Genomic DNA, 22,581 nt, shown 5'->3' with positions numbered 1-22,581 from the left:
CGGTACTCCGGTCAACTCCCTGGCAGAAGGTGGAATTACGGCGCCTCGCGTGTCGCGTGACGGCTGAATGGCGATCGTGTGACAGCAGGGGCCATGGACAGGTCAGGGGCCACAGGGACTGAATAGGCTGCGAACAGAGTTCTCCGAACGGACCTTCGGTACCTACGACTTGGAGCTGACGTGCACCGCAGAATCATCGCGCCGGGCGCACTCGCGGCGGCCTCCCTCCTGCTGGCGATCCCGGCATCGGCCGCGAGCTACTCCCCGGGCGCGCCGGGCATCGGCGACCCCTACTACCCGTACTACGGCAACGGCGGCTACGACGTCTCGCACTACGACCTGAGGCTGCAGTACCAGCCGAAGACGGACGAACTGCAGGGCACGGCGACGATCCTGGCGCAGACCACACAGGACCTGTCCAGCTTCGACCTGGACTTCCTGCTGGACGTGAGCGAGGTGCGGGTCAACGGCGCGAAGGCCGCCTTCACGCACTCCCAGCAGCACGAGCTGGTCGTCACGCCGAAGACGCCGCTGGCCAAGGGCACGCCCATCACGGTCGTCGTCCGCTACAGCGGGGTGCCGTCCACGAAGACCGCGTACGGCTTCAACGCCTGGCACCGCACGCCGGACGGCGCGGTCGCAGCCGACGAGCCCGAGGCCGCCTGGTGGTGGTTCCCGAGCAACGACCATCCGAGCGACAAGGCCACCTACGACGTGTCGGTGGCCGTGCCGGACGGCACCCAGGCCCTCTCCAACGGCACGCTGCAGGCGACGAGTTCGAAGCTGGGCTGGACCCGCTACAGCTGGCGGGAGAACAAGCCGCAGGCGACCTATCTGGCCACGCTCGCCATCGGAAAGTTCGACATCACCACCGGTACCTCCGAGGGCGGGGTGCCGGTCGTCAACGCCTACAGCAAGGACCTCGGCGACAACGACGGGGCCGCGCGGGCGAGCGTAGAGCGCACCGGCGAGCTCGTCGACTGGCTGAGCGGCTACTTCGGGCCGTATCCGTTCAGTTCAGCCGGCGGCTACGTGCCGAACACCACGACCGGGTACGCGCTGGAGACCCAGACCCGTGTCTACTACAGCCCGAAGCAGTTCGCGAAGGGCGCCAACACCTCGCTGGTCGTGCACGAGCTGGCCCACCAGTGGTACGGCGACGACGTGTCGCTGAAGGGCTGGAAGGACATCTGGCTCAACGAGGGCTTCGCAACGTACGCGCAGTGGCTGTGGTCCGAGCACGAGGGCGAGGGAACCGCGCAGCAGCTCGCGGACTACGTGTATGCCTCCCACCCGGCCGACGACGCCTTCTGGACGGTCAAGCCCGGTGACCCGGGCCCGGACAACCAGTTCGACGCCGCCGTGTACGACCGGGGCGCGCTGGCCATCCAGGCCCTGCGCAACGAGGTCGGCGACGACGCGTTCTTCCGCATCCTGAAGGGCTGGCCGCAGGAGCACGCGTACGGCAACGCCTCGGTGGCCGACTTCCAGAAGTACGCCGAGCAGGTGTCCGGCAAGCCCCTCGCGGCGCTGTTCGACACCTGGCTGTTCCAGCCGTCGAAGCCGGCCGCGCCCGCCGCTCGGTCACTGGCGAAGGCGGACGCCACGGTGGCCCAGCCGAAGTCGTGGAAGAAGATCGAGGCGGCGCACGGCGGCCACGGGGACTGACCAAGGGGACTGATCACGAGGGCTGACCGGACGCGTCGGGACCCTCAGGGTCTCGGCCCGGCTGCCCGCTCCAGCAACTCGTCCCGGCCTATCGACTCCGCTCGGGAGGCCGGGACCGTGCAGGCGTACGCGCCCGCGACCGCGCCGTAGCGGGCACAGGTCTCGGGCGGCTCGCCGCTGAGGCGGCCGTACAGGAACGCGGCGGCGAAGGCGTCGCCCGCGCCGTTGGAGTCCACCACCGGCGCGGGCGGCGACGCCGCAGGCACGCGGGTCAGCTCGCCGTCGGCCAGCAGATAAGCGCCGTCGGCCCCGGCGGTGGCGACGACCACCTCGGCCCGGCCCCGCCCGGCGATGCGCCGCATGGTCCGCTCGGGGTCGCCCAGCGCGGCGGCGGACAGGAAGACGACGTCCGCGGCGTGGGCGAACGGTTCGTGGTACGGGTTCTCCCCGTCCCAGTCGTGCAGGTCCGTGGACAAGGGCACGCCCGTCGCGGTCAGTACCGGCAGGGCGTCGGCGCAGGGCTGGGTGATCGTGACGTGCACGTGCCGGCTGGTCCCGGCCAGTGTGGCCAGCGTCTCCGGCGGGAAGCGGTCGCCGGGGCGGGCGCGGCTGGTGTCGTAGAGGGACAGGCGGCGGCCGTCCGGGCCGACGAGGTTCACCGCGCGCCTGGTGCCGGCGGGTTGCGGGAGTGCGGTCAGTGCGATGCCGTGCTCGCGGTGCAGGGCGCGCACGAGGTCGCCCTCGGGGTCGTCGCCGAGCAGGTCGAGGTGGTGGGTGCGCAGGCCGAGCGCGGCGAGACCCAGGGCGATGAAGTCGCCGGTCTGTCCGGCGCGGGTGCGGATCCCGGAGTCGATCATGTAGCTGTCGGCGTACGGGAGGGGCAGTTCGGGGACGTGGATGATCGTGTCCACACCGGCTCCGCCCAGCACCAGCACATCCGCCGCACCGTCCTGCGCGCTCATCCGCCGCCGCCCTCTCCGTGGTCGTACACCGTCACCGCGATGCCGCGCTTGACCAGCCGCTCGGTGATGAGCGGCTCGATGCGGGACCAGGTGCCGCCCGCCAGGCCGCAGCCTATGCGGGGCATGTGCACCGACGCGCCGAGTCTGATCACTTCGCCGGCGAGCCGGTCGAGGGCGGTGTCGATCGCCTCGTAGCGGACGGGGACGCCCTTGCTGCCCCGTCTGACGCCGCGCTGGCCGATCATGTTGGCCACCCACACATACGGCTCGACGCGGACCAGCTGGACCGCGCCGAGGCCGAAGTCGTTCTTCGCACGGTCGCGGTGCCAGGTGCGGTATGCCGCCTCCGGCTCCGGCCAGCGGCGCGAGAGCGCGAGGACGAAGCCCTTTCCCCAGCCGCCGATGTCGTTGCAGACATGGGCGATCACCTTGACGCCCTTGACGGACGGCACGGTGGCGTCACCCCGGACATACTCGATCTCCGACATGACGCCACCGTAGGCGATGCCACTGACAGTGGCCCTGAGCTGCTACTTCGTCAGCTCGGAGAGCTCCTGGCCGGTGTTCTGCGACACCCGGCGGCGCACGCCGAACCAGCCGGCGACCAGCATGACGGCGATCACCGGGATCAGCAGGATGGTCTTGCGGCCCACGTCGGGGTCGTTCCACATCATGCCGAGGCAGGCCAGCAGGAAGACGATCGTGGCGATCTCGGTGCCGGGGCTGAACTTCAGCTGGAAGCGCGGCCGGGTCACCAGGCCCGCGCGGGCACGGCGGACGAAGATCATGTGGCAGAGCATGATGATCACCCAGGTGCTGATGATGCCGAGGGAGGCGACGTTCAGCACGATCTCGAAGGCCTGGCTGGGCACCAGGTAGTTCAGGCCGACGCCGAGCACACAGACCGCGCAGGTCAGCAGGATGCCGCCGTAGGGCACCTGGCTGCGGTTCATGCGCGCGGTGAACTTCGGGGCGGAGCCCGCCATGGCCATGGAACGCAGGATGCGGCCGGTGGAGTACAGGCCGGAGTTCAGCGAGGACATGGCCGCGGTCAGCACGACCAGGTTCATCACGTCACCGGCGGCCGGCACACCGATCTTGGACAGCACGGTCACGAACGGGCTCTGGTCGGCGGAGTACACCGAGCCGGGCAGCAGCAGGGCGAGCAGCACGACCGAGCCGACGTAGAACAGGCCCACCCGCCACATGATCGAGTTCACCGCGCGCGGGACGACCTTCTCCGGCTCGGCGGTCTCGCCGGCGGCGACACCGACCAGCTCCAGGGCGGCGTAGGCGAAGATCACGCCCTGCATGACCAGGACGACCGGCATCGCGCCGTGCGGGAAGACACCGCCGTTGCCGGTGATCACGCTCAGGCCGGGGGTGTGGCCGCCGACCTTGTGCTGGGTGGCGAGCAGGAAGATGCTGATCAGCATGAAGCCGACGATGGTGGCGACCTTGATGATCGCGAACCAGAACTCCATCTCGCCGAAGATCTTCACCGAGATCAAGTTCACGGCCAGGACCACCGCGAGGGCGATCAGGGCGAGCACCCACTGGGGAATGCTGGTGAACATGCTCCAGTAGTGCGTGTAGAGCGCGATCGCGGTGATGTCGGCGATGCCGGTCGTCGACCAGTTCAGGAAGTACATCCAGCCGGCGACGTACGCACCCTTCTCGCCGAGGAACTCGCGCGCGTACGACACGAAGGACCCGGAGGACGGCCGGTACAGGACCAGCTCGCCCAGGGCCCGCACGACGAAGAAGGCGAAGACGCCGCAGACCAGATAGGCCAGGGCGAGGGCCGGCCCGGCGTTGTGCAGGCGGCCGCCGGCGCCCAGGAGGAGTCCGGTGCCGATGGCGCCACCGATGGCGATCATGTTGACGTGGCGGGCCTTGAGGTCCTTGCTGTAACCGGCGTCGCCCGCGTCCGCGGGCGTCGCGGCCGCCTGGGCAGGGGCTACGGCCTGTGCCGAATCCACGGCGTCCTTGCTCACGGGTGGTTCCACTTCCTGGTGCGCCCGGACCTCGTGGGCCACGGGGGACGTGCAGGGCTTGGCCCGCGCCGACCTGATGAGTCGCGGCACAAACCAAGGCAGCAGCTTCCCAGAAGAAGCCGCAGATACGCGGTGGCCTACATCACAGAGCGTTACTTCTCACACGATCAACCCGGGGTTCACACGACGTTCACCCGAGGTTTCACACCCTTGGTGAGACAGCGATACTGCTGCGCATGACGACCGATGCCGGGCAGACGCCCCTCACCATCGACGAGCTGGCCGCCCGGGCGGGCGTCACGGTCCGCACCGTGCGCTTCTACGGCAGCAAGGGTCTGCTGCCGCCGCCGGTGATCGGCCCGCGCCGGGTGGGTCACTACGGGCCGGACCACGTCGCGCGGCTGGCCCTCATCGAGGAACTGCAGCAGCAGGGCATGACCCTGTCGGCGATCGAGCGGTACCTGAAGCAGCTGCCGCACGACCTCACCCCGCACGACCTCGCCATTCACCGGGCGGTGGTGGCGTCCTGGGCGCCGGACGCGGTGGACACGGTGTCCCGGGAGGAACTGGAGCGGCGGGCGGGCCGACCGCTCACCGCCGAGGACGTGGACCGGCTGGCGGCGATGAACGTCGTCACGGAGGCGGCGGGTGACACCTTCCGGGTGGACTCGGGGCTGCTCCGGCTCGGCGTGCAGCTGCTCGACGTACCGCTGTCGCAGGAGGCGATCCTCGCGGCGCGCAAGGTGCTCATCGAGCACTCGCGCGCCGCGGCTCACGAGCTCTCCCAGCTCTTCCGCGGTGAGGTGGCGGAGCGTGACGCCCAGGACGTGAGGTCCCTGTCGGCGCACATGCACCCCCTCGTGGTGCAGGCGCTGCTGACGACGTTCCAGCGCTCGCTGCGGGAAGAGCTGAGCGAGTGGGTCACCGGGTCAGGAACGGACTGAGTCGCTGAACGGCTCGCCCTTCCCGTCCTTCTCCGCCTTCGCGACGAGCAGCGCGGGCGGGGTGAACCGCTCGCCGTAGCGCTCGGCCAGTTCACGCGCGCGTGCCACGAATCCGGGCAGGCCCCCTTCGTAGCCGTTGATGTACTGGAGCACACCGCCGGTCCAGCCCGGGAAGCCGATGCCGAGGACCGAGCCGATGTTGGCGTCGGCCACCGAGGTCAGGACGCCCTCTTCGAGGAGCCGCACGGTGTCGAGCGCCTCGGAGAAGAGCATCCGCTCCTGCATGTCCCGGAACGGGATCTCGTGTCCCGGCTTCGTGAAGTGTTCGCGCAGGCCCGGCCAGAGTCCGGCCCGCTTGCCGTCCTCGGTGTAGTCGTAGAAGCCGGCGCCGCCGCTGCGGCCGGTGCGGCCGAACTCGTCGACCATGCGGTCGATGACCGCCTCGGCCGGGTGTGCGGTCCAGGTGCCGCCCGCCTCCTCCACGGCCCGCTTCGTCTCGCCCCGGATCTTGCGCGGCAGGGTGAGGGTCAGCTCGTCCATCAGGGAGAGGACCTTGGCGGGGTAGCCGGCCTGGGCGGCGGCCTGCTCCACGGAGGCGGGCTCGATGCCCTCGCCGACCATGGCGACGCCCTCGTTGATGAAGTGGCCGATCACCCGGGAGGTGAAGAAGCCACGCGAGTCGTTCACGACGATCGGCGTCTTGTTGATCTGCCGGACCAGGTCGAAGGCCCGTGCCAGGGCCTCGTCGCCGGTGCGCTCGCCCTTGATGATCTCGACCAGGGGCATCTTGTCGACCGGCGAGAAGAAGTGCAGCCCGATGAAGTCGGCCTGGCGCTGCACACCTTCGGCGAGCGTGGTGATGGGCAGGGTGGAGGTATTGGAGCACAGCAGCGCGTCCGGGGCGACGACGGACTCGATCTCCTGGAACACCTTGTGCTTCAGCGTGGTGTCCTCGAAGACGGCCTCGATGACCGCGTCGCAGCCCGCGAGGTCGGACACGTCGGCGGTGGGCGTGATCCGGGCGAGCAGCGCGTCGGCCTTCTCCTGGCTGGTACGGCCCTTGGCGACGGCCTTGGCGCACAGCTTCTCGGAGTAGCCCTTGCCCTTGACGGCCGCCTCCAGGGAGACGTCCTTCAGGACGACGTCGATGCCCGCGCGGGCGCAGGAGTAGGCGATGCCGGCGCCCATCATGCCGGCGCCGAGGACGGCGACCCTGCGGACCTGGCGGGGCTCGATGCCCTTGGGGCGGTTCGCGCCGGAGTTGACGGCCTGGAGGTCGAAGAAGAAGGCCTGGATCATGTTCTTGGCGGTCTGTCCCGCGGCCAGCTCCACGAAGTAGCGGGCCTCGATGACCTGCGCGGTCTCGAAGTCGACCTGGGCGCCCTCGACGGCCGCGGCGAGGATGTTGCGCGGGGCCGGATACGGCGCGCCGTTCGTCTGCTTGCGCAGGTTGGCCGGGAAGGCCGGCAGATTGGCCGCGAACTTCGGGTTGGCGGGCGTACCGCCGGGGATCTTGTAGCCCGGCTTGTCCCAGGGCTGCTGGGAATCGGGGTGGGCGTCGATGAAGGCACGGGCCTTGGCGAGCAGTTCCTCCCCTGTGGCGGCGACCTCGTGGACGAGACCGTTCTCCTGGGCGCGCCGGGCGTTGTACTGCTGGCCCTGCAGAAGCACCTTCAGCAGCGCGTCGGCGATGCCGAGCAGCCGTACGGTACGGACGACTCCGCCGCCTCCGGGGAGCAGACCGAGGGTGACCTCGGGGCAGCCGATCTTCGTGCCGGAGGTGTCGAGGGCCACCCGGTGGTGGCAGGCGAGGGCCAGTTCGAAACCGCCGCCGAGGGCCGCGCCGTTGATCGCGGCGACGACCGGCTTGCCGAGGGTCTCGATGCGGCGCAGGTTCCGCTTGATGGCGAGGCCGCCGTCGAACAGCTCCTGCGCGGTCTCGGGTGTGACCCGGATCAGGTCGCGCAGGTCGCCGCCCGCGAAGAAGGTCTTCTTGGCGGAGGTGAAGATGATGCCGCGGATGGTGTCCTTCTCGGCTTCGAGCCGGTCGGTGATCGCGGCGAGGGAGTCGCGGAACGCCTGGTTCATGGTGTTCGCGGACTGGTGGGGGTCGTCCAGGACGAGGGTGACGACACCGGTGTCGTCCTGCTCCCAGCGGATGGTGGTGCTCTCGGTCATGACAGTCGTCTCCGTTGAAGTCCGTTGGTTCCGCTGGGAGTTCAGATGCGCTCGATGATGGTGGCGACGCCCATGCCGCCGCCGACGCACAGGGTGGCCAGGCCGTAGCGCTTGTCCTGGCGCTCCAGTTCGTCCACGAGGGTGCCGAGGATCATCGCGCCCGTCGCGCCGAGCGGGTGACCGAGGGCGATGGCGCCGCCGTTGACGTTGACCTTGTCCAGGGTGAGGCCCATGTCCTTGACGAAGCGCAGCACGACCGCGGCGAACGCCTCGTTGATCTCGACCAGGTCGATGTCGTCGATGGTGAGGCCGGCCTTGGCCAGGGCCTTGCGGGTGGCGGGGGCGGGCCCGGTGAGCATGATGGTCGGCTCGGAGCCGGAGACGGCGGCGGAGACGATCCGCGCGCGCGGGGTGAGGCCGTAGCGCTCGCCGACCTCCTTGGAGCCGATCGCGACGAGCGAGGCGCCGTCCACGATGCCGGAGGAGTTGCCCGCGTGGTGGACGTGGTCGATCTTCTCCACCCAGTGGTACTTCTGCAGCGCGACGGCGTCGAAGCCGCCCAGCTCGCCGATGTCCGCGAACGACGGCTTGAGCTTCGCGAGGGAGTCGGCGGTGGTGCCGGGGCGCGGGTGCTCGTCGTGGTCGAGGACGACCAGGCCGCTGCGGTCCTTGACGGGGACGACGGAGCGGTCGAAGCGGCCCTCCTTCCAGGCGGTGGCGGCGCGCTCCTGGGACAGGGCCGCGTACTCGTCGACGTCCCGGCGGGAGAAGCCCTCGATGGTGGCGATCAGATCGGCGCCGATGCCCTGAGGCACGAAGTTCACGGCGAGGTTGGTCATCGGGTCGTTGAACCAGGCGCCGCCGTCGGAGGCCATCGGGACCCGGGACATGGACTCCACACCGCCCGCGAGGACCAGGTCCTCCCAGCCGGAACGGACCTTGGCCGCGGCCAGGTTGACGGCCTCCAGGCCCGAGGCACAGAAGCGGTTCTCCTGCACGCCCGCGACCGTGTCGGGCAGTCCGGCGGCGATCGCGGCGATCCGGGCGATGTCGGAGCCCTGGTCGCCGACCGGTCCGACGACGCCGAGGACGATGTCGTCGACGGCGGCCGGGTCGAGGCCGGGGAAGCGGTCGCGGATCTCGTGGATGAGCCCGACGACCAGGTCGATGGGCTTCGTGCCGTGCAGGGCGCCGTTCGCCTTGCCGCGGCCGCGCGGGGTGCGGATCGCGTCGTACACGTACGCTTCGGTGCTCACTGGTGTGCCTTTCGGGAGGGTGGGCCGAGCGGGGCGGGCGGGGTCAGTCGGCGTCGCTGACCGGGTCGTCGGTCGCGGGTGCGGGTATCCCCCAGTCCCGTGTCACCGTCTCCGTGTCGGCACCCGGCAGGGCAGGGCCGGTGCGGACGCAGGTGGGGGTCGCGGAGAAGCGGGGGGCGGGCGCGGGCTGGGTGATGCCGGCGTGGTCGGTGAAGGTGCCGCGGGCGGCGAGGTGCGGGTGGTGCGGGGCCTCGCGCAGGGACAGCACGGGGGCTACGCACGCGTCCGTGCCCTCGAAGACCGCCGTCCACTGGTCCCGGGTGCGGGACTTGAAGCGGGCGGCGATCCGCTCGCGCAGTTCGCCCCAGCGGGTCCAGTCCTTGCGGGCGTCGGCCAGGTCCTCCAGGTCCAGAAGGCGCAGGAACTCCGCGTAGAACTGCCCCTCCAGGGCGCCGACCGCCATGTACCGGCCGTCGGCGGTCTCATAGGTGCCGTAGTAGGGGCAGCCGCCGTCGAAGAGGTTGGCGGCGCGCCGGTCCTGCCAGCCGCCGGCCGCGAGCATGCCGTGGATCATCGCGGACAGGTGAGCCGTGCCGTCCACGATGGCGGCGTCGACGACCTGCCCGGTGCCGGTCACGCGCGCGTGGTGCAGGGCGGCGAGGACGCCGACGACCAGGTAGAGGGAACCGCCCGCGTAGTCGCCGAGCAGGTTGGCCGGGACGGCCGGGGGCTCGTCCGGGCGGCCGATCATGCCGAGGGTGCCGGTGAGCGCGATGTAGGCCACGTCGTGGCCCGCGCGGTCGGCGAGCGGGCCGTCCTGCCCCCAGCCGGTCATGCGGCCGTAGACCAGGCGGGGGTTGCGGGCGTGGCACTCCTCGGGGCCGACGCCGAGGCGCTCGGCGACGCCCGGGCGGTAGCCCTCGACGAGGATGTCGGCCCGCTCGGCGAGGTCCAGCACGCGCGCGGGGCCGTCCGCGGCCTTCAGGTCGACCACGATCGAGCGCTTGTTGCGGTTGGTCACGTCGTACGCCGGATCGATCGCGAGTCCGGGGCCGCCCGGCCGGTCCACCCGGACCACGTCGGCGCCCAGGTCCGCGAGGAGCATCGCGGCGAACGGGCCCGGCCCGATGCCGGCCAGCTCGACCACGCGCACGCCGGAGAGCGGACCGCTGCCCGGCGCCGCCGGCGTCTCTGCCGTCGTCATGCGTCCAGCCCCCTCAGCACGTGTGACACAACTGATGTAACACCGGTGATGCTAGGAACGCGCCGCACCGGACACAAGCCCCAACGAGCAAGCGCTTAGCCGAGTGCCCGGCTGGACGCCTATCACCCGGGAGAGTGAGAAACGGGTGCCTCGCGTCTCACACCACCTGCGCCGTCCGGCGCGTGCGCCGAGTCGGCTCCGAGGCGTTTCGCCGCTGCGGCCACCGCCGCCCCCGGGCTGGTCGTCCTCGCTGACTCCCCTCACGCTAGCCTCAGCCACCGACAGCGGCGCGGGCTGCGGGACCAAGGGGTGTCATGACCAGGCTGAACAGGACGGACCGTCCCTACGACCTCGTACTCTTCGGAGCCACCGGGTTCGTCGGCACCCTCACGGCGGAGTATCTCGCCGCGCACGCGCCGAAGGACCTGCGCTGGGCGCTGGCCGGGCGCGACGAGGGCAAGCTGGAGCGGCTGCGCGAGCGGCTGCCCGGCGGGGCGCAGGCCGGCGTCCTGCGCGCCGACGTCACCGAACCGGCCGGCCTGCGCGCCCTCGCCGAGCACGCGCGCGTGGTGGCCACCGCCGTCGGACCGTACCTGCTCCACGGCGAGGAGCTGGTCGCCGCCTGCGCGGACACCGGGACGGACTATCTGGACCTGACCGGCGAGCCGGAGTTCGTGGACTTGATGTACGTCCGGCACGACACGCGCGCGCGGGAGACGGGCGCCCGTCTGGTGCACGCGTGCGGCTTCGACTCCGTGCCGCACGACCTGGGTGTGTACTTCACGGTCCGGCAGCTGCCGGAGGGTGTGCCGCTGACCGTGGACGGCTACGTGACCGCCGACGCGGCCTTCTCCGGGGGCACCCTGGCCTCGGCACTGAACCAGTTCGCCCGCGGCCGGCGGGTGCTGGCCGCCGCGCGCGAACGGGGCCGGCACGAGCCGCGGCTGATGGGACGCCGGGTCGCGGCGTCCACAGGTACGCCCCGGTTCGCGAAGGAGGTCGGCGCGTGGGCGCTGCCGCTGCCGACCATCGACCCGCAGATCGTGCGCCGCTCCGCGAGGGCGCTCGACCGGTACGGCCCCGACTTCCGCTACCGGCACTACGCGGCGGTGCGGCATCTGCCAGTCGCCCTCGGCGGGGTCGCCGCGGTCGGCGCGGTGCTGGCGGCCGCGCAACTGCCGCCCGCGAGACGCTGGCTGTCGGGCCGGCTGCAGCCGGGGGACGGGCCGAGCGCGGAGCGGCGGGCGAGGAGCCGGTTCGCGGTGCGTTTCGTCGGCGAGGGCGGCGGACGGCGGGTGTTCACGGAGGTGGCGGGCGGCGACCCCGGCTACGACGAGACGGCGAAGATGTTCGCCGAGGCGGCCCTCAGCCTGGCCTTCGACGACCTGCCGCCGACGGCCGGGCAGGTCACCACGGCGCAGGCGATGGGCGACGCCCTGACCGGGCGGCTGCGCGCCGCGGGCATCACCTTCCGGGTGGCGGCCACCGGCCCCGCCTCCTCCCCCGTTTGAGACTTGCTCACCCGGACGTCCCCAGCTCCCGGCGGCCACCGCGGCGAAAGTCTCACACGCTCCTTCAGTGAAACGATGGAGGCCCAGGCCGGAGAGCCGAAGGAGGCGGGAGAGGCATGAAGTTCGTGCTCGAAGTGACCGTGGACGAGGACGCGCCGGCGCAGGACCGCGCCGGCGAACTGGGGCGGATCCTGCGCTACTGGGGCGGCAACCTCGGCCACTACGCGCTCGAACCCGGAGACGGCTCGGCCGTCTACGACTCGGCGTATCAGGAGGTCGGCGCCTGGCGGATCACGGCCTCCTGAGCGCCGCCCCCGGCGCTCCGTGCCGCCTCGCGAAGCGCACGGCGGCACAGAGCGTCCGCCCGGCGGGTGGTCTCCGGCAGCCGGTAGCGCGGGGTCAGGGCCAGGGTGTGCGCCAGGGCGTTGTCCAGGCTCACCCGGTGGCCGACGGAGACGAAGACCGGTTTGACGCCGTCCCGGGTGCGCAGCGCCCGCCCGACCTCCTCGGTCCCCGCGAGCAGCGCGGCACAGGCGCCCCGCCGGGGACCGGGATCGTCGTACGTGAAGGTGAACGGGTTCTTCGCGACCCCGATGACCGGCAGGCCGGTGAGCACGCCGAGGTGGCTCGCCAGGCCGAAGCGGCGCGGATGGGCCAGGCCGTAGCCGTCGCAGACGACCAGGCCGGGCGGGCACGGGAGGCGGTCCAGGGCGGCCCGGACGGTCGGGATCTCACGGAAGGCCAGCAGGCCGGGCACATACGGGAAGGACACCCGGCCGACGGCCGTCGCCTCGGCCACCACGTCCAGGGTGGCGGCGTCCAGCACGACGGCCGCCGCGGCGACGAGGTCAAGGGCGTCGTCGTAGGCGACGTCGACCCCGGTGACACGGCCCGTACCGGGCCGGGGTCCGCTCTCGTCGAGCACCACCCGGCCGCGCAGCTCGTCCTGGACCGCGCGGGCCTCTTCCTCGGTCGCGGGCCAGCCCGCGGGTACGCCTACGGTCGTCATGGTGACGCCGACTCTACGGGCCCACGGCCGCTGTCGGAGCCGGGGGGTAGGCTCACGATCATGTTCGTACTGGAGCTGACCTACACCGCGCCTCTCGACGCCGTCGACGCGCTGCTCGCCGACCATGTGGTCTGGCTGGAGGAGCAGTACGAGAAGGGCTTCTTCCTGGCCTCCGGGCGCAAGAACCCCCGCGACGGCGGGGTGATCATCGCCGTCGCGGAGGACCGCGCCCGGATCGAGGAGATCGTCGCAGGAGACCCGTTCACCGTCGGCGGCGTGTGCACCTACCGCGTCACGGAGTTCACCGCCACGAAGACGGCTCCCGAGCTCGCCCGCCACCGGCAGACGTCCGGCTGACTGTCGCCGCTCATCCCTTCTTGGCGTCCAGCGCGCGCTGCAGCTCGTCCTTGTTCATGTGCGAACGGCCTTCGATGCCACGCTGCTTCGCCTCGTTGTACAGCTGGTCGCGGGTCGGGCCGTGGGAGCCGACCCGGTTGCCCGACCGCTGACCGCCGCGCTTGCCGGACGACATGTCCTGCGTCGAGCTGCGGCTCGCGGTCTTCGACTCGCCGGAGCGGGCGCGTTCCTTGTTGACCGTCCGCGCGGCGATCTCCTTGGCGCGCCCGGTGCTCTCGCCCCGGTCCTGCGCGCTCTTCTTGATGTGCTCGTACTGGCGCTCGCGCTTGGAGCTGGAACCAGCGGGCATGATCGCTCCCTTCCTCTGGGTTGCGTGGGAACGAGTACCCGGGTTGGGGGCGCTCACCTCAGCGTTCCAGCCGTGCCACCCTCCCCTGCTCACCGGCGGCCCAGCAGCTGAGGTCGGGCGTGCAGTCCACGGTGTCGTACGAGCCGGTGTCGATCGTCCGCCAGGTGCGGCCGGCGTCCGTGGTGAGGTCGGTGCCGGTCGGGCCGACGGCGAGCGCCGCGGCGCGGCTGTGCGGCAGCCAGGCGGCCCCGGAGCGGTAGGCGGGCGGCGGTACGGCGGCCGGCGTCCAGGTGCGGCCGCCGTCGGCGGTGACGGCGGCGGCCTGCGGCGAGGGCTGGTCGGGGCGGTAGTCGCCGCCGACGGCGAGGCCGTGGGCACGGTCGCGGAAGGCGAGCGCGAAGACGCCCTTGGCGGGATCGCCGGCCGGGACCGGTGTGCCGGCGGCCGTCCAGGTCAGTCCGCGGTCGGCGGAGTGCAGCACGCGCGCGTGGGCGCCGCCGCCGGTGGCCAGCCAGACGTCCTTGCGGCCCGAGGTGACCAGGCACTGGCCGCTCGCGGCGAAGCCGGCCTCGCCGTCCAGGGCGGGCGGCATGCCTTCGGTGGGCAGCACCCGCCAGGAGCGGCCGCCGTCGCTCGTCGACAGGATGCGGAACCTTCCGTCCACGGGGTCGCCCATCGCGAGGCCGTGCCGCCGGTCGAAGAAGGCCAGGCAGTCGTAGAACGCCTTCGGGTCGGTGTTGCGGAAGGACTCCGCCCAGGTCGCTCCGCCGTCGTCGGTGCGGTACACGCGCGACGCCTCGCCCTCGCCGATGGCCAGCACCACCGCACGCCGCGCGTCGAACGCCTCGACGTCCCGGAACTGCAGGTCCCCCGCGCCCGGCGGAGAGACGTTCCGCCAGCTCGTCCCGCCGTCCGTCGTACGCAGCACCGTGCCGCCGGTGCCGGCCAGCCAGGCGGTGCGCCGGTCGACGGCCGCGAGGCCCCGGAAGCGGACCTGCGGGGTACCGGGGTCCTTCGGCGCCCAGTGCGGACCGCCCTGCCCGAGCGGTCCGGCCTCGGCCGCCGGGACGGTCAGCGCGGCCAGCGCCGCCCCGCACGCCACCCCCGCCGCCACCAGTCTGCTCGTACGTCCTCTGCGTCGCGTGCTGCCCAAGCGCCTCATGGCGGGCGAAGCTAGCCCACCGGCCCGGCGCCGTCCAGAGGCCAACTGCCCGTCATCGCGCGGGAGAACGCCCGGCCCTTCGCCGTGCATGAATGCGGTGACCGAGGTCACTCGGTCTCCGTGTGCACGCAATGGCCGGATCCGTCGTCTCTTCCAGTGCCGGGTCGCGCACACCCGGGCGTAGTCCAGCCGTCACGAGGGAGCAAGGCGTTGTCCACCGTCATCGAGCAGCCCGTAGAGGCCCGTCTCGTCGCCGCCGCACCGCGCATGCCGAGCATTCCCGCGACGCTGCGTTACGACCGACGTGATCCGTTCGCCGTCGTCATGACCTTCCCGGCCCCGGCCACCCTGGAAGGGGTCGACGTCTGCTGGACCTTCTCCCGCGAGCTGCTCACGGCCGGACTGCAGGGTCCGGCGGGCCAGGGGGACGTGCGGGTGCGGCCTTACGGCTACGACCGCACCGTGCTGGAGTTCCACGCCCCCGAGGGCACCGCGATCGTGCATGTGCGCTCGGGTGAGATCCGGTGCTTCCTGGAGGCGGCCGACGAACTCGTGCCCGCCGGCCTCGAACACCTCCAGCTCGACCTGGACCACGGCCTGGCCGAACTGATGCGGGACGCCTGCTGAGCTTCACGCGCGCGTGAAGCCTTTGATCAATCCCGTTGACAGCCCTCAGGCTCCCTCGTACGGTGTACATCGGTCCTGTTGCCGTCGATTGGAGAAGGACGTTGCTCGTCTGAGGTCCTGAGGCACCGCGTCGCACCGGTGAGGTGTGCGCGGCGTACGACCTCGGCGTCCGAGCCGTCCTCCGGCACAGGCCTTTTTTTCATGGCCTCTTCGTGCCCCACGACCTTTCGGTTCCCGCCTCGCGGTGTCTCGACATGCGCCCACCGACCGCACGAACACCTCGCGAGGCCCTCATGTCATCTTCCCTCACCTGTACGTCCCTGTCCTTCGCCTGGGCCGACGGCACCGCCGTCTTCGACGGCCTGGACATCGCCTTCGGCCCCGGCCGCACCGGGCTCGTCGGCATCAACGGATCAGGGAAGTCCACCCTGTTGAAGCTGCTCGCCGGTGAACTCACCCCGGGCTACGGCACCGTCAAGACGGCCGGCGAGGTCGGCTACCTCCCGCAGAACGTCACCCTCGACACCGCGCTCCGCGTCGACGAGGCCCTCGGCATCGCCGAACGGCGGGCCGCGCTGCACGCCATCGAGGCGGGCGACGTCGCCGAGCAGCACTTCGAGACGCTCGGCGACGACTGGGACGTCGAGGAACGCGCCCTGGTCACCCTCGGCGAACTGGGTCTCGGCCACATCGGCCTGGACCGCACCGCCGGCGAGGTCTCCGGCGGCGAGTCGGTGCTGCTGCGGCTGGCCGCACTGCTGCTGCGCCGCCCGGACGTGCTGCTGCTGGACGAGCCCACCAACAACCTCGACCTGTACGCGCGCCGCCGGCTGTACCAGGCCGTCGCCGCCTGGCCGGGCGTGCTGGTCGTGGTCAGCCACGACCGGGAACTGCTCGACCTGGTCGACCAGATCGCGGAGCTGCGCTCCGGGCAGGTCACCTGGTACGGCGGCAACTTCTCGGCCTACGAGGAGGCGCTGACCGTCGAGCAGGAGGCGGCCGAGCGGATGGTGCGCGTCGCCGAGGCGGATCTGAAGAAGCAGAAGCGCGAACTCGTCGAAGCGCACACGAAGCTGGCGAAGCGGGTGCGCTACGCCGACAAGATGTACGAGAACAAGCGCGAGCCCAGAGCCGTCATGAAGCTCAGGAAGCGCACGGCCCAGGTCTCCGCGGGCAAGCACCGCATCATGCACGAGGAGAAGCTCTCCGAGGCCAGGGAGCGCCTGGACGAGGCGGTGGAGGCGGTACGGCACGACGACGAGATCCGCGTCGACCTGCCGTTCACCGCTGTGCCGCCCGGCCGGCAGGTGCTCACCCTGGAGAACCTGGCGATGGCCTACGGGGCGCGGATCGAAGGGATCCTCGATCTGCGCGGTCCGGAGCGGATCGCGCTGGTCGGCCGGAACGGCGCCGGCAAGACGACGCTGCTGCGGACGGTCGCCGGGGAGCTGGCGCCGGTGGCCGGCGAGGTGCGGGCGCACGTCCCGCTGCGCTTCCTGCCCCAGCGGCTGGACGTGCTGGACGACGCGCTGACGGTCGCCGAGAACGTGGCCCGGTTCGCGCCCGGCGCCACCAACAACCGGATCCGGGCGCGGCTGGCCCGCTTCCTGTTCCGGGGTACGCGGGCCGACCAGCAGGCGGCCACCTTGTCGGGCGGCGAGCGGTTCCGGGCGACCCTGGCCGCGCTGATGCTCGCCGAGCCGGCACCCCAGCTGCTGCTGCTCGACGAGCCGACCAACAACCTCGACATGGCGAGCGTGCGGCAGCTGACCTCGGCCCTGGAGTCGTACGAGGGCGCGCTGCTCGTGGCCAGCCACGACCTGCCGTTCCTGGAGTCGATCGGCATCACCCGCTGGCTGCTGATGGAGGAGGGAGGACTGAGGGAAATCACGCCGGAGGATGTCGGCTATCCCGCCTAGCGTCGGCGGCATGCCCGATTCCATCACCCTCACCGCAGCCAGGGAGAACAACCTCAGGAACGTCGATCTGCGCATCCCGAAAGGCCGCTGACCGTGTTCACCGGCCTTTCGGGACCGGGCAAGTCCTCGCTCGTCTTCGACACGATGGCCGTCGAGTCGCAGCGCCGGCTGAACGAGACCCACCCCTCGTTCGTGCGCAACCGGCTGCCCCGGTTCGAGCGCCCGCACCTCGAGTCGCTGACGGACCTCTCGCCGGCGGTACGGCACCCCGAGCGCCGGGCCGGCCATGGCCAACTCGTTCAACGACCCGTCGGGGATGTGCCCCGAGTGCGACGCCCTGGGGGGCCGCACGGTACGCCCCGGCTGGGACCGCATCCTCGACCCGGCCGGGTCGCTGGCCGGCGGGGCGGTCCGGTTCCCGCCGTTCGCCGCGGACGAGCGGGCGTTTCTGCTGCGCGGGCGGGCCGCGCGGGTCCGCGTCGACCACACGGGCGGCTCGCGGGACATCGACTACGAGGTCCTCGGGCCCGGCGGCGGACGGGACGGCGGCGAGGTGGTCTTCGAGGGGACTCCGCGGCAGCTGCTCACGCTCCGGGGGGCGGCCACCGCGGAGCATCTGCGCAGGACGACGGGGTGACATCTCAGGAGGGGCCTCAGGAGGGGGTCTCAGGAGGGGCACAGCCTGACAACGAGGGTTTTGCCCTGGCCGGAGCGGACTGCATGATGGCGGACCGGTGCCGCAGCCGGCGGCGCCACCGCATCACCGACTCGCACCGATTCGAAAGGCCCCTCGTGCCCAGCAAGAAGGCCCTCGTCCGCCGCCCCAGCCCCCGTCTCGCCGAAGGCCTGGTGACGCACATCGAGCGGGAGAAGGCCGACGTGGGGCGCGCCGTCGAGCAGTGGGAGGCGTACGTCGAGGCCCTGCGCACGCACGGCTGGGAGACGATCGAGGTCGACCCGGAGGACGACTGCCCGGACTCGGTGTTCGTCGAGGACACCGTCGTCATGTACAGGAACGTGGCGTTGATCACCCGGCCCGGCGCGGAGTCCCGGCGCGCGGAGACCGTCGGCGTGGAGGAGGCGGTGGCCCGCCTCGGCTGCTCGGTGAACTGGATATGGGATCCGGGCACGCTGGACGGCGGTGACGTGCTGAAGGTCGGCGAAACGGTGTTCGTCGGCCGCGGCGGACGTACCAACGCGGCCGGGGTGCAGCAGTTGCGGGCCGCCTTCGAGCCGCTGGGCGCGCGGGTGGTCGCCGTGCCCGTGAGCAAGGTGCTGCACCTGAAGTCGGCGGTGACCGCGCTGCCCGACGGCACGGTGATCGGGCACATCCCGAAGGTCGACCGGCCGTCGCTGTTCCCCGGCTTCCTGTCGGTGCCGGAGGAGTCCGGCGCGCACGTGGTGCTGCTCGGGGGGCACAAGCTGCTGATGGCGGCGAGCGCCCCGAAGACGGCGGAGCTGCTGACCGACCTCGGCTACGAGGTGGTCACGGTGGACATCAGCGAGTTCGAGAAGCTGGAGGGCTGTGTGACCTGCCTCTCGGTACGGCTGCGGGAGCTGTACGCCTGATCAGGTGATCCCCGTCACGCCGGAGCCAGGTGGCGAAAGCGGGTGGAACACGCCGGGAACACCCGCCTTTGCCGTGCTGATCAGCGAGCTTTACGACGGCCTTAACCTACGGCTTCGTAACCTACGGTTTCGTAGCCTACGATCTCGTAGGTCTGCCGGCACCGCTCGCCGGACCGTCCCTCTTTCTCCCCCGTTGTTCGGCGTCCCCCTGGAGTTCCTATGACGATCACCTCCCCTCACCTCGGCAGCCCGTCCGCATGGACCGACGCGCGGCTGCTGTTCGCGCTGGAGGAAGTGGTCGAGAACGAGCTGAACCGGCATCTGAAGATCGCCAAGGACTGGATGCCGCACGAGTACGTGCCGTGGAGCGACGCGCGCAACTTCCCGGGCCTGTTCGAGGACGGGGAGGCCTGGGACAAGGGCCAGTCCGGGGTGACGGAGATCGGCCGCATCGCCCTGGTGGTCAACCTGCTCACCGAGGACAACCTGCCGAGCTACCACCACGAGATCGCCACGCTCTTCGGCCGCGACGGCGCGTGGGGCACCTGGGTGCACCGATGGACGGCCGAGGAGGGCCGGCACGGCATCGTGATGCGCGACTATCTCCTCGCCTCGCGGGCGGTGGACCCGGACAAGCTCGAGCAGTTCCGCATGTCGCACATGAGCGAGGGCTTCGAGTCCGACAACCGGCACTCGATGCTGCACTCGATCGCCTACGTCGCCTTCCAGGAGCTGGCCACCCGCATCTCGCACCGCAACACCGGCCACCAGTCCGGCGATCCGGTCTGCGACCGCATGCTGTCCCGCATCGCGACCGACGAGAACCTGCACATGGTCTTCTACCGCAACCTGCTGAAGGCGGCCTTCGAGCTGGCCCCCGACCTGACGATGCAGGCGGTCCGGGACGTCGTGGTGAACTTCCGCATGCCCGGCCACGGCATCCCCGGCTTCGAGCGGGCCGCCGCGCAGATGGCCATCGGCGAGGTGTACAACCTGCGCATCCACCACGACGACGTCCTCCAGCCGGTCCTCCGCTTCCTGAAGGTCCTGGAGATCGACGGCCTCGGCCCCGAGGGGCGCCAGGCGCAGGAGGAACTGGGCCTGTTCATGGGCGGCCTGGACGCGGAGGCCGCCAAGTTCGACGAGAGGCTGGCCGCCCGCAAGGCCCGCATGGCGGCCCGCGCGGGAGCCTGAGGCTCGGCAGGGGTCTCCCCCTCCCCGGGGCCGGGTCTGCCGCTCGCGGGGGCCTGGCGCCGCCCGTCAGCGGGACGGCGGGCCGGGGTCAGCGGGCCGCGCGGCGGAGGGCGAGGCGCTCCTTCTCCGAGAGGCCGCCCCAGACGCCGAAGCGCTCGTCGTTGGCCAGCGCGTAGTCCAGGCAGGCGGGCCGCAGCTCGCACATGGCGCAGATGCGCTTCGCCTCGCGCACCGAGCTGCCGGGCTCGGGGAAGAAGAAGTCCGGCCCGGTCTGCGCGCACAGTGCCTGCGCCTGCCAGGTGTCGTCGGCCGGAGTGATCGTTTCGAAGTGCATGACCAGGATCGTGCCGCGCGGCGAAAAACGTTCGATCAACGCCGGGTCAACGCCGCCACCAGGGCCTCCGCCGCCCCGATGATGCTCCCCGGGCCCGCCCCGCGCACGGCGGCGCGCGGGTCGCCGCGCTCCGGCGGCGATTGTCAGTGGGGGGTGCCAGACTCGGCAGTGCACAGAACGGGACCCCTTTCGAGGAGGGCGAAGATGCTCACCACCCGTTTCGTCAACGGCGCGCCGAACTGGATCGACCTCGGCACCCCGGACATCGACGGTGCCCTCTCCTTCTACGGCGGCCTCTTCGGCTGGCAGTTCCAGTCGGCGGGGCCGGACGCCGGAGGCTACGGCTTCTTCCAGCTGGACGGCAGAACCGTCGCGGGCGGTATGCAGTCCGGCCCCGAGCAGGGCCCGCCGGCCTGGACGGTGTACTTCCGGAGCGAGGACGCGCAGGCCACCGCCGAGGCCGCCGAACTGGCCCATGGCAGCGTGCTGTTCCAGCCGATGGACGTGATGGGGCAGGGGCACATGGCGGTGCTCGCCGACCGCGCGGGCGTGCCGTTCGGGATCTGGCAGCCGGCCCGGACCAAGGGCGTCGATGTGGCGAACGAGCCGGGCGCGCTGTGCTGGGTCGAGCTGTACACCCCGGACATCGCGGCGGCCGCCGCCTTCTACCACCAGGTGCTGGGCCTGGAGACCTCCGCCGTGCCCTTCCCGGGCGGGACGTACACCTGTGTCAATCCGGCCGACGGCGGGGAGGACGCGATGTTCGGCGGGATCGTGCCGCTGGCCGACGCTCCGGCCGAGGCCGAGGGCGGCCCGTACTGGCTGCCGTACTTCGAGGTCACGGACACCGACGCGGTGGTCGAGAAGGTGCAGCAGCTCGGTGGAGGGGTGCGCATGCCGGCGACGACCATGGAGGGCGTGGGCCGTATGGCCAAGCTCAGCGACCCGTACGGCGCACGCTTCGCGGTGATCAGAAGCGAGTCGCAGCAGGGCTGAGCCGGGCCGGACGGGAGCCCGGCGCAGCGGCCCGGCTAGGCGCAGGAGCGGCCCGGCTAGGCGGAGGCCCGTCGTATCAGCGTGGTCGGGAGGATCACGCCGTCGGCGGGCGGCGGGCCGGCCGAGGCACGGGTGCGGTCGCGGCCGTCGGCCAGGCCGCGCAGCAGCAGCCGGGCCATCAGGCGCCCCATTCCCTCGATGTCCTGACGGACCGTCGTCAGTGGCGGGTCGGCCTCTTCGGCGACGGGCAGCATGTCGTCGAAGCCGATCACGGCCACGTCCTCGGGCACCCGTCGGCCGCTCGCGCGCAGCACGCGCAGGGCACCGAGCGCGGTGAGGTCGTTGGCAGCGAACACGGCGTCCACGTCCGGGCACCGGCCGAGGAGTTCCCGCATGGCGCGTTCGCCGCCGGCCGGGGTGAAGTCGCTCTCCACGACCAGCCGGGGATCGTCCCCGCCCGGCACCTCGCCCATGACGTCACGGTAGCCGTCCAGCCGGTCCACCGCGGACGTCTGGTCCAGGACGCCGGTGAGGTGTGCGACGCGTCTGCGGCCGAGGTCCACGAGATGCCGTACGGCCGCGCGTGCCCCGCCCCGGTTGTCGCAGTCGACATAGACCACACCGGGCCCCGGACCCCGCCCCGCCTGCGTGGCGCGCCCGGGCCCGTCCGCCCGGCCGTCGTCGCCCCAGCCGGGCCGTCCGCCGAACACGGTGGGCACGCCGGCGTCATGGATGAGGCCGGGCAGCGGGTCGTCGAGGTGCAGGGAGAAGACGAGCGCGCCGTCGACGTGGCCTCCGGCGAGATACCGGGCCACGCGCGCGTGATCGTCACGGCCCTCGGTGAGCAGCAGCACCAGCTGGTTGTCGTGGGCGGTCAGTTCCTTGCTGATGCCGCGCAGTTGCAGGGCGAAGAAGGGGTCGGCGAAGACCCGGGTCTCGGGCTCTGCGATGACGACCGCGACGGCGTCGTGCCGCTTGGTGACGAGGCTGCGCGCCGCCTGGTTGGGGACGTACCCCAGCTCCGCCACGGCCCGGCGGACCCGTTCGGCCAGGGGTTCGCGCACCCCGTCGCCGCCGTTGACCACCCGGGACACGGTGGCCCGGGACACACCGGCCAGCGCGGCCACGGCCTCCAGCGTGGGACGCGACACTGCCTCGGTCACTTCGGCATCTCCTCCTCAGCGGCTGCCGGTCAGGATAACCGCGCGGTGAAGACGCCGCCGGATCAGCAACAGCGGCTTGCGAAGGGCCGGGTGGAGAGGTGGACGGGATCGGGTTGCCGGAGGGCGGGGACCGGATGGCCAGAGTGCCTGCGCCGGGCGACCAGAAGGCAGACGCGGGTAGC

General features: G+C 71.7%; 21 protein-coding genes and 1 pseudogene. 11 read left to right on the top strand and 11 right to left on the bottom strand.

Going from position 1 to position 22,581, the window contains the following annotated elements:
* Positions 1 to 180 precede the first annotated feature (180 nt).
* On the top strand, positions 181 to 1,668 hold the full coding sequence (locus ABZ624_RS05905; protein ID WP_360082994.1) for a M1 family metallopeptidase: 1,488 nt from the start codon (positions 181 to 183) through the stop codon (positions 1,666 to 1,668).
* A gap of 44 nt (positions 1,669 to 1,712) precedes the next feature.
* Here ABZ624_RS05905 and ABZ624_RS05900 read toward each other — a convergent pair whose 3' ends face one another.
* From ABZ624_RS05900 to ABZ624_RS05890, 3 genes are read right to left on the bottom strand one after another with little or no spacing between them, the layout of a single operon-like run.
* Positions 1,713 to 2,630, bottom strand: a complete 918-nt coding sequence (locus tag ABZ624_RS05900) for a PfkB family carbohydrate kinase (RefSeq protein WP_360082992.1) — start codon at positions 2,628 to 2,630, stop codon at positions 1,713 to 1,715.
* Entirely contained in the window at positions 2,627 to 3,118 is a 492-nt protein-coding gene (locus ABZ624_RS05895) for a macro domain-containing protein (protein WP_360082990.1), read from the bottom strand. The genes ABZ624_RS05900 and ABZ624_RS05895 overlap by 4 nt, the downstream gene beginning before the upstream one ends.
* A 42-nt stretch (positions 3,119 to 3,160) precedes the next feature.
* Complete coding sequence (locus tag ABZ624_RS05890; protein ID WP_360082988.1) at positions 3,161 to 4,627, bottom strand: amino acid permease; 1,467 nt, start codon at positions 4,625 to 4,627, stop codon at positions 3,161 to 3,163.
* Between the two features lie 236 nt (positions 4,628 to 4,863).
* Here ABZ624_RS05890 and ABZ624_RS05885 point away from each other — a divergent pair, with 236 nt between their 5' ends.
* The gene (locus ABZ624_RS05885) at positions 4,864 to 5,571 is read left to right on the top strand and encodes a MerR family transcriptional regulator (RefSeq protein ID WP_360082986.1); all 708 of its coding nucleotides are present in this window, start codon (positions 4,864 to 4,866) and stop codon (positions 5,569 to 5,571) included.
* Here the strand turns inward: ABZ624_RS05885 and ABZ624_RS05880 are convergent.
* From ABZ624_RS05880 to ABZ624_RS05870, 3 genes are read right to left on the bottom strand one after another with little or no spacing between them, the layout of a single operon-like run.
* Positions 5,557 to 7,749, bottom strand: coding sequence for a 3-hydroxyacyl-CoA dehydrogenase NAD-binding domain-containing protein (locus ABZ624_RS05880; protein WP_360082985.1), 2,193 nt, complete (start codon positions 7,747 to 7,749; stop codon positions 5,557 to 5,559). The genes ABZ624_RS05885 and ABZ624_RS05880 overlap by 15 nt on opposite strands.
* A 41-nt stretch (positions 7,750 to 7,790) precedes the next feature.
* Positions 7,791 to 9,005 carry an acetyl-CoA C-acetyltransferase gene (locus ABZ624_RS05875; RefSeq protein WP_360082984.1) on the bottom strand — a complete coding sequence of 405 codons (1,215 nt, stop codon included), beginning with the start codon at positions 9,003 to 9,005 and terminating at the stop codon, positions 7,791 to 7,793.
* Between the two features lie 43 nt (positions 9,006 to 9,048).
* Positions 9,049 to 10,209: a CaiB/BaiF CoA-transferase family protein gene (locus ABZ624_RS05870; protein WP_360082982.1), complete on the bottom strand. Its 1,161-nt coding sequence runs from the start codon at positions 10,207 to 10,209 to the stop codon at positions 9,049 to 9,051.
* 314 nt (positions 10,210 to 10,523) lie between these two features.
* Here ABZ624_RS05870 and ABZ624_RS05865 point away from each other — a divergent pair, with 314 nt between their 5' ends.
* Both ABZ624_RS05865 and ABZ624_RS05860 read left to right on the top strand, forming a co-directional pair.
* A complete protein-coding gene (locus ABZ624_RS05865; RefSeq protein ID WP_360082980.1) occupies positions 10,524 to 11,720 on the top strand; it encodes a saccharopine dehydrogenase NADP-binding domain-containing protein in 1,197 nt (398 codons plus the stop codon).
* A 116-nt stretch (positions 11,721 to 11,836) separates the two neighbouring features.
* Positions 11,837 to 12,025, top strand: coding sequence for a hypothetical protein (locus ABZ624_RS05860; RefSeq protein WP_360082978.1), 189 nt, complete (start codon positions 11,837 to 11,839; stop codon positions 12,023 to 12,025).
* On the opposite strand, the gene ABZ624_RS05855 is transcribed toward ABZ624_RS05860, so the two are convergent.
* Complete coding sequence (locus ABZ624_RS05855; protein ID WP_360082976.1) at positions 11,989 to 12,729, bottom strand: endonuclease V; 741 nt, start codon at positions 12,727 to 12,729, stop codon at positions 11,989 to 11,991. The two genes, ABZ624_RS05860 and ABZ624_RS05855, sit on opposite strands and share 37 nt — an antisense overlap.
* A gap of 60 nt (positions 12,730 to 12,789) precedes the next feature.
* Here ABZ624_RS05855 and ABZ624_RS05850 point away from each other — a divergent pair, with 60 nt between their 5' ends.
* Positions 12,790 to 13,086, top strand: a complete 297-nt coding sequence (locus tag ABZ624_RS05850) for a YciI family protein (protein WP_360082974.1) — start codon at positions 12,790 to 12,792, stop codon at positions 13,084 to 13,086.
* 10 nt (positions 13,087 to 13,096) lie between these two features.
* Here the strand turns inward: ABZ624_RS05850 and ABZ624_RS05845 are convergent, their stop codons facing one another.
* Positions 13,097 to 13,435 (bottom strand): plasmid stabilization protein, encoded by a 339-nt coding sequence (locus ABZ624_RS05845; protein ID WP_360082972.1) that lies wholly within the window; start codon positions 13,433 to 13,435, stop codon positions 13,097 to 13,099.
* 58 nt (positions 13,436 to 13,493) lie between these two features.
* A complete protein-coding gene (locus ABZ624_RS05840) occupies positions 13,494 to 14,588 on the bottom strand; it encodes an oxidoreductase (RefSeq protein WP_360082970.1) in 1,095 nt (364 codons plus the stop codon).
* A gap of 219 nt (positions 14,589 to 14,807) precedes the next feature.
* Here ABZ624_RS05840 and ABZ624_RS05835 point away from each other — a divergent pair, with 219 nt between their 5' ends.
* The 5 genes and pseudogenes from ABZ624_RS05835 (at position 14,808) to ABZ624_RS05815 (ending at position 19,906) form a co-directional block, all read left to right on the top strand.
* A complete protein-coding gene (locus ABZ624_RS05835; protein ID WP_360082968.1) occupies positions 14,808 to 15,224 on the top strand; it encodes an SsgA family sporulation/cell division regulator in 417 nt (138 codons plus the stop codon).
* A gap of 293 nt (positions 15,225 to 15,517) precedes the next feature.
* On the top strand, positions 15,518 to 17,143 hold the full coding sequence (locus ABZ624_RS05830) for an ABC-F family ATP-binding cassette domain-containing protein (RefSeq protein ID WP_360082966.1): 1,626 nt from the start codon (positions 15,518 to 15,520) through the stop codon (positions 17,141 to 17,143).
* A 10-nt stretch (positions 17,144 to 17,153) separates the two neighbouring features.
* Positions 17,154 to 17,660, top strand: a pseudogene (locus ABZ624_RS05825) (excinuclease ABC subunit UvrA); the annotation flags it as partial.
* A 275-nt stretch (positions 17,661 to 17,935) separates the two neighbouring features.
* A complete protein-coding gene (ddaH, locus tag ABZ624_RS05820; protein ID WP_360082964.1) occupies positions 17,936 to 18,712 on the top strand; it encodes a dimethylargininase in 777 nt (258 codons plus the stop codon).
* 219 nt (positions 18,713 to 18,931) lie between these two features.
* Positions 18,932 to 19,906, top strand: coding sequence for an acyl-ACP desaturase (locus ABZ624_RS05815; protein ID WP_360082962.1), 975 nt, complete (start codon positions 18,932 to 18,934; stop codon positions 19,904 to 19,906).
* Positions 19,907 to 19,994: 88 nt separating this feature from the next.
* Here ABZ624_RS05815 and ABZ624_RS05810 read toward each other — a convergent pair whose 3' ends face one another.
* A complete protein-coding gene (locus ABZ624_RS05810; protein WP_360082960.1) occupies positions 19,995 to 20,240 on the bottom strand; it encodes a WhiB family transcriptional regulator in 246 nt (81 codons plus the stop codon).
* Between the two features lie 204 nt (positions 20,241 to 20,444).
* Between ABZ624_RS05810 and ABZ624_RS05805 the strand changes: the two genes are divergently transcribed.
* Entirely contained in the window at positions 20,445 to 21,236 is a 792-nt protein-coding gene (locus tag ABZ624_RS05805) for a VOC family protein (RefSeq protein WP_360082958.1), read from the top strand.
* Between the two features lie 56 nt (positions 21,237 to 21,292).
* Here ABZ624_RS05805 and ABZ624_RS05800 read toward each other — a convergent pair whose 3' ends face one another.
* Positions 21,293 to 22,399: a LacI family DNA-binding transcriptional regulator gene (locus tag ABZ624_RS05800; protein WP_360082956.1), complete on the bottom strand. Its 1,107-nt coding sequence runs from the start codon at positions 22,397 to 22,399 to the stop codon at positions 21,293 to 21,295.
* Positions 22,400 to 22,581: the final 182 nt, after the last annotated feature.

Source organism: Streptomyces sp. NPDC007205 (genome assembly GCF_040634095.1).
Classification (GTDB): domain Bacteria; phylum Actinomycetota; class Actinomycetes; order Streptomycetales; family Streptomycetaceae; genus Streptomyces.
The sequence above is the reverse complement of the archived record's forward strand: the minus strand, read 5'-3'. Positions and strand labels throughout refer to the sequence as shown.